The following is a 7,715-nucleotide window of genomic DNA, read 5'->3' as shown; positions in this document are numbered from 1 at the left end:
TATGTGTGTGTGTGTCTTCATTGACCGTATTGCTAAGGTTAATAGGGAAACACGATAGAATCCGAACAGCACCTATATCGACGATCACTGAAATGGTCATTGAGGCCGCCTCGCATCGGACAGCCAGGGGTCGGGCCACAATTGAAACAGCAGCATGTCGGTCCGGGAAAAGAGCGCAGCCACCGGCAGGGATGACCGCCAGCAGGAGCAACGAAGACTTCATTCGCGACATCGATGCTCCGGCTCCAGTCGATCCAATCACCCCTGCTTCTGGAAATACACTTCCTGGTCGGCTCACGACCACCAGCCTTCGCCCTGTGGAACTTGAGCTGGATGCTTTCGCCGGAACCGCGGCCGAGCAGCGTGCTGAAGCTGATGTCGGCGACGACTTCCGGCGACAGCGAACCTGACCAGGCGACGGTCGCGTTCGGGTCGGTGAAGACCGGCCCGGTCTTGGCCGACACCGGCAATGTCAGCGGTTCGTAGTGCGAGGTGATCGCGACGATGCCGCTGCCACTCAGTTTCATGTTGAACAGGCCGCCGGACATCATGCCGGCCATGCCCTGATCAGCGTGATGTCGGACTGGATGCCGTCCTCGTAGGCGAGCACATCATTGCAGTTGACGAAGATGGTGGCGAGGCAGCAGCATGATAGTCTCCCGGCATCAGCAACGTAAACACACTTCCTTCCATCTTCATCAGCTAAGTGCTGGGCTGATGGCCTTCTTCAGCAGATCCCCAGGCCCTGTACGTCCATGCCCTGGCGCACGAACTTGACGCCGCCCTGGTAGGCGACCATCAAACCGGCCTTGGCCCAGACGCGGCCATTAACTTAACCTGAGACAGGTGCGAGTTTTCAGTCAAAGTGCTGGCCGGTCATGTGCTTCTGAACGCCAAGGGCGGCACAAATCCTGTCATTGATGGGCCATGGCTAGTCCCGGGTTATCGCGCGGCCGGCCAGGCGCCCGGCGTCCTTAATCAAACCCGATGCAGCGCGTCGACCTTGTGCACGGATGCACTTGGTCTCCTCACATTCAGATAGGGCTGATGAGCAACTCCGGAATGGGTACAGAGGCTTTCCTCGTTCAGTACCCGGTGATGCAGATCCACCTTGGATTCGGCGACGAAGACGCAGGTGTGCAGGGCTTCGTAACCGATGCCGCGGTCGTACCGCTCCGAGGCTTCCTCGTTTCGCTGCGTCTTTTGCAACGCGGCCATGTTCACGCACATCACCGACTTGTCGAGATCAGCCAGGTCACTTTCAATCAGCCTGCAGCAGGCGCATCACTTCTTCGAAGGCGTTGCCGTGGACAAGCGTGGAGACCTTCTGCGCGGTGTCGTCGATGACCCTCGTAGCGCATCCGTCCTCCGGAACGACGCAGGTCGGCGCGCCGGCAGGTCTGCAACGATCGACCGGCTTGCCGTTGCGGCGGATCTCGAAATGCAGATCTGGAGTGACCACCATGCGTGCCGTTCGGGCGATGGTTGCCGGCCTGGCCTTCGTCCTCGGCGACGAACGGCAACAGTTGTGCGCGTCGGCCGACGACCGATCGGTCGAGTGCTTGATGATGATCAACTCGCCGTAGCCGACCAGACCGGCGCCGGAATACGCAGCGACGCCGTCGCCGGCGGCGGCCACGGGTTGCCCCGCCTTGCCGCCGATATTGATGCCCTGCTGCGTCGGATCGCCGTTGACGTAGCGGCCGATGATCTGGCCCTGCGTCGGCCAGCACCATCCCATGTTCGTAGCGCTTGCAACCGGCGGCGTGGGCGTCGCGATCGGCACCGCCGGGTTGATGGCGGGCGGCTGGGCGGTGGATGGACTTGGACAGCGAAGCCGTCGTCGTCGAAGGCTCGGTGGCGATGGGCGCCGCGACCACCGACGTCGGAGAAGCCGGTGGCAGCGTGTAAACCAATGGCTTTCGGTCGCTGTCGTCGGCGCTGGCGCGACCGGCGCCGCAGGTCCACGTCGTCGTCGAGGATGCCGTCGGGTTGGGGTCCCGTCTAAAACGTCGTCACGGCGGGCGCTGTCTGCGGCGGCTTCGCGGTCGGTGTGGCCGCCGTCGCGACGGGCGACGGTACCGTCGTGGCCGGCGCCGCAACGCGCAGGCGCTGGCCGATGCGGAGCGTGTAGGGCTCTCCGAGCGACAGATCCAGGCGATCTCGCGATCATCCAGGCCGTCGCGCATGGAGATTGCGTACAGCGTCTCGCCCGCAACCACGACATGCTCGCGCGATGCCGGGATCGGCTGCTGCGAAGGTCGCGACGCGCCGGCTGGAGCCGCGGGACGTGCGGGAGCGCGCGTGGTCTGGGCCGGCTGGTTCCCATCTCGCCGACTACTGATTCACCGCCCTGGCCTGGCCGCAGGCGCTGCACAGCGCGGCGATCAGCAAAAGGACAGTGCAACTCGCGAGGCGTGGGAGTCTGGGCATGCGGGTCAATTCAAGCACAAAGCGGGGCCGAACTCATGCGCCCTGGTGACGCAGCCACAACCAGGCGATCAGTCCGACGAACAATACCAACGCGATCCAACCGACCGGCTCGATGTGACGGCGCAACGCGACCTCCGCTTTCTCACCACCCAGGCGAATGGCGCCGGCAACGAGATACGCGCTTGCCGCGCCGATCGCGCGCCGAAACGGCGCCAAGGGCATGCCGACGGCGCCCGAAGCCAGCGTGAAGATCTTGAACGGGATCGGCGTAAACCCGGCGATCAGCAACGGCCAATCCGTTCGCGGCCGCCTGCTGATGCTCTCGAACTGATCGGCGTAACCGAGCTTGGCGATGAAGGGCATCGCCATTTCGATCGCGTAGTAGCCGATCGCGTAGCCGACGAACATGCCGACCAGCTGGCGAGACTCAGGGTCGCGAACCAGAAGCTCACATTCAGTACGCCAGGCACATGACCAGCATCAGCTCCGGCATCACCGGAAAGAAGATCGCTTCGGCGAAACTCGAGCAAAGTCAGCAGCCCAGGGAGCGTGCTTGTCCGGGCCCAGACGATGGCGCACTGGTCGAGCGGCTGGAAAATCTGCATGAAAGGATCCGGAAACAAGAGCACAACCAACCTTGCCCAGGTCTTCCTGTTGCAGGCCGTCGCGGAGCTTGCGCAGGCGCAGCAGGTTGTCGAATTCGGCCGCCACCGGTGCAACCAGGGTGCCGCCCTCCGGGCCAGTTGCGCGGCAAGGCCGATCGAGCGCCGCGCCCGCCGCAGTGACGATGATCGCGTCGAAGGCCACATGCTGGGCCAGCCCATGCGACCGTGGCGTGTTTGCTGCGCAAGTTCAGGTTGGATTGCGGAAACGTCGGCGCGCGACGCGCAACAGTTCGTCGATGCGCTCGACGGTATAGACCTCGATGCCGAGACGAAGCGAGCGCGGCCGCCTGGTAGCCCGAGCCGGTACCGATCTCCAGCACCTTCTTCGGCACCTCATGCTCGATCAGTGCCTCGGTCATGCGCGACAAGAACACCACCGGCTGCGAGATCGTCTGCCCGTTGCCGATCGGCAAGCCGTGTCTTCGAGTAGGCGCGCCAGAAGCCAGCGCCTCGTCGATGAACAGATGCCGCGGCAGGCTGCGCAACACCGTCAGCACCCGTTCGTCGCGGATGCCGCCCTCCGCGCGCAAGCGCTCGACCAGGCGATCGCGCGCGCGCTGCGAGGTCATGCCCTGGCCCTGCGCTTCCGGCTTGCGATGGAAAATCGGCGTCATGCGGAGGATTTCAGCGCGTCGGTCAGGCCGCCGACCCAGCTGGCGACGGTTTCCAGCACCTCGTAGTCGTCAGGTCGACGTGGATCGGCGTGATCGAAATGAAGCCGGTCTTCACCGCATGGAAATGGGACCGGGGCCGGCGTCCTGTGCCGCGCCCGGCGGCCCGATCCACCAGATCGGCCGACCGCGCGGATCGTTCTGCGCGATGCAGGGCTCGGCACGGTGGCGATGGCCGAGGCGGGTAACCTCGAAACCCTCACTTCGTTCCAGGGCAGATCGGGAACGTTGACGTACAGGATCGTGTCGGCCGGCAAAGGATCGGTCACCAAGCGCGACATGATCTCGACGGCCGCACGCGCCGCCGTCTCGAAATGCACCGGGTGGCGCTCGTGACAGGCCAGCGACATCGCGATGGCCGGCAAGCCGAGGCAGCGGCCTTCCATCGCCGCGGCGACGGTACCCGAATAGATGACGTCGTCGCCGAGATTGCCGGTGTTGTTGATGCCCGACAGCACGATATCGGGATCGGCCTCGAGCATGCCGGACAGCGCCAGATGCACGCAGTCGGTCGGCGTGCCGGCCACGCTCCAGACATCCTCGCCCGCAGGCTTGGCGCGGATCGGCTGGTCGAGCGTAAGCGAGTTGCTGGCGCCGGAACGGTCCCGATCGGGTGCGACGACGGTGACGGCATGCCCCGCCTTGCGCAGGGCCTCGGCCAGGCAGCGGATGCCCGGTGCATCCACGCCGTCGTCATTGCTTACCAGTACGCGCATCCCGACTCCCGAGCTGAAGCCGAATCATAACGGACCGCCCGCTGATTTTCCCGCCGCCGCGCGTTAGGCTTGCCGCATGAAACGCAAGTCCACGCCGATCGCGCCGGAAGACGCGGCCCTGTTCCGCGATGCCATCGGCGAAGTGACGCGCATCGAACGCGAGCCGGCGGCGACCGACCGCCCGGCGCCGCCGCCGGAGCCGCGCCGGCTGCGGCTCGACGAGGCCGAGGCGTTGAAAGAATCGCGCGATCTGTCGACCCTGCCCGCGATCGAGGCCAACGAGGTGCTGGCCTTCCGCCGCGACGAAGTACCGGAAAAGACCCTGCGCCAGCTCAAGCGCGGTCAGTTCAGCGTGCTCGACGAAATCGACCTGCACCGCCTGCGCGCCAGCGATGCCGAGCCCATGCTCAAGCAGTTCCTCAACCAGGCGCGGCATTCCTCGCGCCTGTGCGTGCGCGTGGTGCACGGCAAGGGCCTGCGCTCCGAGGCCGAGCCGGTGCTGAAGGCGTTGGTGGACCGGATCCTGCGCCATCGCGGCGACGTGCTTGCCTTCGCTTCCGCGCCGGTAAGCCAGGGCGGTACGGGCGCGGTACTGGTGCTGCTCGCCCGCCCGGGAGTATAGGAGCGACGGCAATCGCAATCCTGGCCGTCGCGATTACCATCGTTCCTACACGCGCACGTCGCCGAGCTCGGCCAGTACTTCGGTCGCGTACGACCCGGGCGCGAGTTCGAAGCCCAGTTCCAACACATCGTCTTCAAGCCAGCGCCATTGCAGTCCGGGAACGCGCATGCGCAAGGCACGGCGTTCCTGCTTCAGGCCGACTGCTTCCAGGCCCTGCCTAAGATCGGCGAATGCGGCAAGCGCATCTTCTTCCAGTTCTCGAACATCGCCTGCGCTGCGCAGTTCGCCACGTCCCACATTGGTCCGGTGGGATGCACGTCCTGTTCGGACACGCGCTGGCGCAGCGACTCGTCGAATTCCACCGGCCCGAAAACGCTATGCGTTCCCTCCAGCATCCAGACATCGCCCGCCGATCCCGTGTTCCAGTCGCCCCGCTCCACCCTGCGGCCGAGCACCGCGTTGAACAGGGCCGAACGTGCGGCCGACAGCAGGATCGAGCGCTGCTCGCGCTTGACGCGCGCACCGGCGAACATGCGCCGGGCCGCCGCGACATTGCCCGCTTCGCGCCCGAAACGCTGTTCGCCGAAATAGTTCGGCACGCCGAAGCGGCGGATTTCCTCCAGCCGCCGGTCGATCGCCGCCCTGTCGCCGGTAACCTCGCGCAGGACCAGCACGAAACGATTGCCGGCCAAGGCGCCGCGCGGCAATTTTCGCTGATGCCAATGCGATTCGAGCACGCGCAGCTCGTCGCTCGCGAGTGCTGCCAGGTCGGGGGCGATCTTCTTCGGCAGGTGCACGGAAAAGCGCTGCCGCGTGACGGCATGGCGATCCTTCAAACCGGCGTAGCCGATGCCCATCTCGGCGATACCGGCCCATTGCGCCAGCCGCTTCGCGACGAACGCCGTGTTCTGGCCGCGCTTTTCGATGGTCAGCAACAGGTGCTCGCCTTCGCCGGAAGGTTCGAATGCCGGCAACTCCTCGACGAAGAAGTCCTCCGGCGCCTGCCTGAATCGCGCCTCCAGCACCGCCTCGCCGAAAGCGCGCGGCAAGCGCGAATCCGCTTCGCTCATGCCTTCACCAGCAAGACCACGGCCTGCGCCGCGATGCCTTCGCCGCGACCGGCGAAGCCGAGTTTTTCGGTGGTCGTAGCCTTGACGCTGATCTGCGCCGGCGAGGCGCCGAGATCCTCGGCCAGGCAGACGCGCATCGCCTCGGCATGCGGACCGATCTTCGGTCGCTCGCAGATCACGGTGACGTCGGCATTGCCCAGGGTCCAGCCATGCTGGTCCAGCAACAGGGCGCAATGGCGAAGGAACTGCCGACTGTCGGCGTCTTTCCAACGCGGATCGCTGGGCGGGAAATGCTTGCCGATGTCGCCCAGCGCCAGAGCACCGAACAGCGCGTCGCACAGCGCGTGGATGACCACATCGCCATCCGAATGCGCGATCACGCCGCGATCGTGCGGCACGCGTACGCCGCCGAGCATCAGATGATCGCCTTCGCCGAAGGCATGGACGTCGAAACCGCTGCCGATGCGCATGGACATCTTCCTTCAGCCCTGGGTTCCGCGCGTACGCACTCAGAGCACTCGCGTCAGGATGTATTCGGCCACCGCCAGATCGGCCGGCGTGGTGACCTTGATATTGTCTTCCGATCCCTCGACCAGACGCGGCTTCAGGCCGAGGCGTTCCATCGCGCTGGCCTCGTCGGTCACCGTCACGTCGGCACGCATGGCCGCGTGCAAGGCCCGCGTCAGGCCGCCGCGGCGGAACATCTGCGGGGTGAGCGCACGCCAGAGGTTTTCGCGCGGTTCGGTCGCGGCGCTACGGCTATTGCCGTCGGCGCGCTTGAGCGTGTCGCGCACCGGCGTCGCCAGCAGTGCGCCGACCGGGTCGGCCTGCCCCAAGGCAATCAGCCGCGTAAGATCCACGCCGCGCAGGCAAGGACGCGCGGCATCGTGCACGAGCACCCATTGGTCTTCGCTCACCGTCGCGGGCAGCGCCTGCAATGCAGCCAACACGGAATCGGCGCGCTCCGCACCGCCGACGCAGGTATAGACCGGCTTGCCGCCGATCTCGCGCCAACCGCCCCAGTAGGGATCGTCCGGCGCCAGCGCCACCATCACGCCATCGATCGCCGGATGCCCGAGCAGAGCCCGCAGGCTGTGTTCGATCAGCGGCCGACCGGCGACATTGAGATACTGCTTCGGCGTTTCGCCACCGAAACGCGTACCGCGGCCCGCCGCCGGCACGACGGCCCAGCTCATTGCGCGGGCCCCGCGTCAACGGGTGTCGCTGCGGCATCGGCCGGCTTGCCCTGTTCGCGCGGTTCGACGACGCGATAGAAAGTTTCGCCGGGCTTGACCATGCCCAATTCGCTGCGGGCGCGATCCTCGATCGCGCTCTCGCCCGACTTCAGGTCTTCCACCTCCGCCGACAGCGCATCGTTGCGCTGCTGCAGGCGCGCGTTCTCCGCCTTCTGCTGACCGACCTTCTGCTGCAGTTCCCTGGCCTGGGTCCAGCCGCCGTCGCCCCACCACAGCTTCGCCTGCAAGGCCAGCAGCAGGACGAGCAGTACTGCGAACGGCCACCAGCGGCGCAGGACGCCA

General features: G+C 65.9%; 8 protein-coding genes and 3 pseudogenes. 1 reads left to right on the top strand and 10 read right to left on the bottom strand.

Features of this window, described 5'->3' with window-relative positions; translation table 11 throughout:
- Positions 1–294: 294 nt before the first annotated feature.
- The 6 genes and pseudogenes from QM707_RS12215 to surE all read right to left on the bottom strand — a co-directional run.
- A pseudogene (locus QM707_RS12215) lies at positions 295–858 on the bottom strand (AIM24 family protein); the annotation flags it as partial.
- Positions 859–978: 120 nt separating this feature from the next.
- Positions 979–1,224, bottom strand: coding sequence for a hypothetical protein (locus QM707_RS12210; protein WP_415002142.1), 246 nt, complete (start codon positions 1,222–1,224; stop codon positions 979–981).
- A gap of 37 nt (positions 1,225–1,261) precedes the next feature.
- Positions 1,262–1,741 carry a peptidoglycan DD-metalloendopeptidase family protein gene (locus QM707_RS12205; RefSeq protein ID WP_415002141.1) on the bottom strand — a complete coding sequence of 160 codons (480 nt, stop codon included), beginning with the start codon at positions 1,739–1,741 and terminating at the stop codon, positions 1,262–1,264.
- Between the two features lie 725 nt (positions 1,742–2,466).
- Entirely contained in the window at positions 2,467–2,841 is a 375-nt protein-coding gene (locus QM707_RS12200) for a hypothetical protein (protein ID WP_415002140.1), read from the bottom strand.
- A gap of 225 nt (positions 2,842–3,066) precedes the next feature.
- Positions 3,067–3,712, bottom strand: a pseudogene (locus tag QM707_RS12195) (methyltransferase domain-containing protein); the annotation flags it as partial.
- Positions 3,709–4,485 (bottom strand): 5'/3'-nucleotidase SurE, encoded by a 777-nt coding sequence (gene surE, locus QM707_RS12190; protein ID WP_415002139.1) that lies wholly within the window; start codon positions 4,483–4,485, stop codon positions 3,709–3,711. The pseudogene QM707_RS12195 and the gene surE, both read right to left, overlap by 4 nt.
- 76 nt (positions 4,486–4,561) lie before the next feature.
- On the opposite strand from surE, the gene QM707_RS12185 reads away from it, so the two are divergent.
- The gene (locus tag QM707_RS12185) at positions 4,562–5,107 is read left to right on the top strand and encodes a Smr/MutS family protein (protein ID WP_415002138.1); all 546 of its coding nucleotides are present in this window, start codon (positions 4,562–4,564) and stop codon (positions 5,105–5,107) included.
- A 45-nt stretch (positions 5,108–5,152) separates the two neighbouring features.
- Here QM707_RS12185 and truD read toward each other — a convergent pair.
- The 4 genes and pseudogenes from truD to ftsB form a co-directional block, all read right to left on the bottom strand.
- Positions 5,153–6,177 (bottom strand): annotated as a pseudogene (gene truD / locus QM707_RS12180) (tRNA pseudouridine(13) synthase TruD).
- Entirely contained in the window at positions 6,174–6,647 is a 474-nt protein-coding gene (gene ispF, locus QM707_RS12175; RefSeq protein WP_415002137.1) for a 2-C-methyl-D-erythritol 2,4-cyclodiphosphate synthase, read from the bottom strand. The pseudogene truD and the gene ispF overlap by 4 nt, the downstream one beginning before the upstream one ends.
- A gap of 39 nt (positions 6,648–6,686) precedes the next feature.
- Positions 6,687–7,373, bottom strand: a complete 687-nt coding sequence (ispD, locus tag QM707_RS12170; RefSeq protein WP_415002136.1) for a 2-C-methyl-D-erythritol 4-phosphate cytidylyltransferase — start codon at positions 7,371–7,373, stop codon at positions 6,687–6,689.
- Positions 7,370–7,708: a cell division protein FtsB gene (gene ftsB, locus QM707_RS12165; RefSeq protein ID WP_415002155.1), complete on the bottom strand. Its 339-nt coding sequence runs from the start codon at positions 7,706–7,708 to the stop codon at positions 7,370–7,372. Before ftsB ends, ispD begins: the two co-directional genes overlap by 4 nt.
- Between the last annotated feature and the right edge of the window lie 7 nt (positions 7,709–7,715).

The organism is Arenimonas sp. (assembly GCF_047602345.1).
In the GTDB taxonomy this organism is placed as follows: Bacteria; Pseudomonadota; Gammaproteobacteria; order Xanthomonadales; family Xanthomonadaceae; genus Arenimonas.
This window is presented reverse-complemented; position numbering and strand designations above follow the sequence as displayed.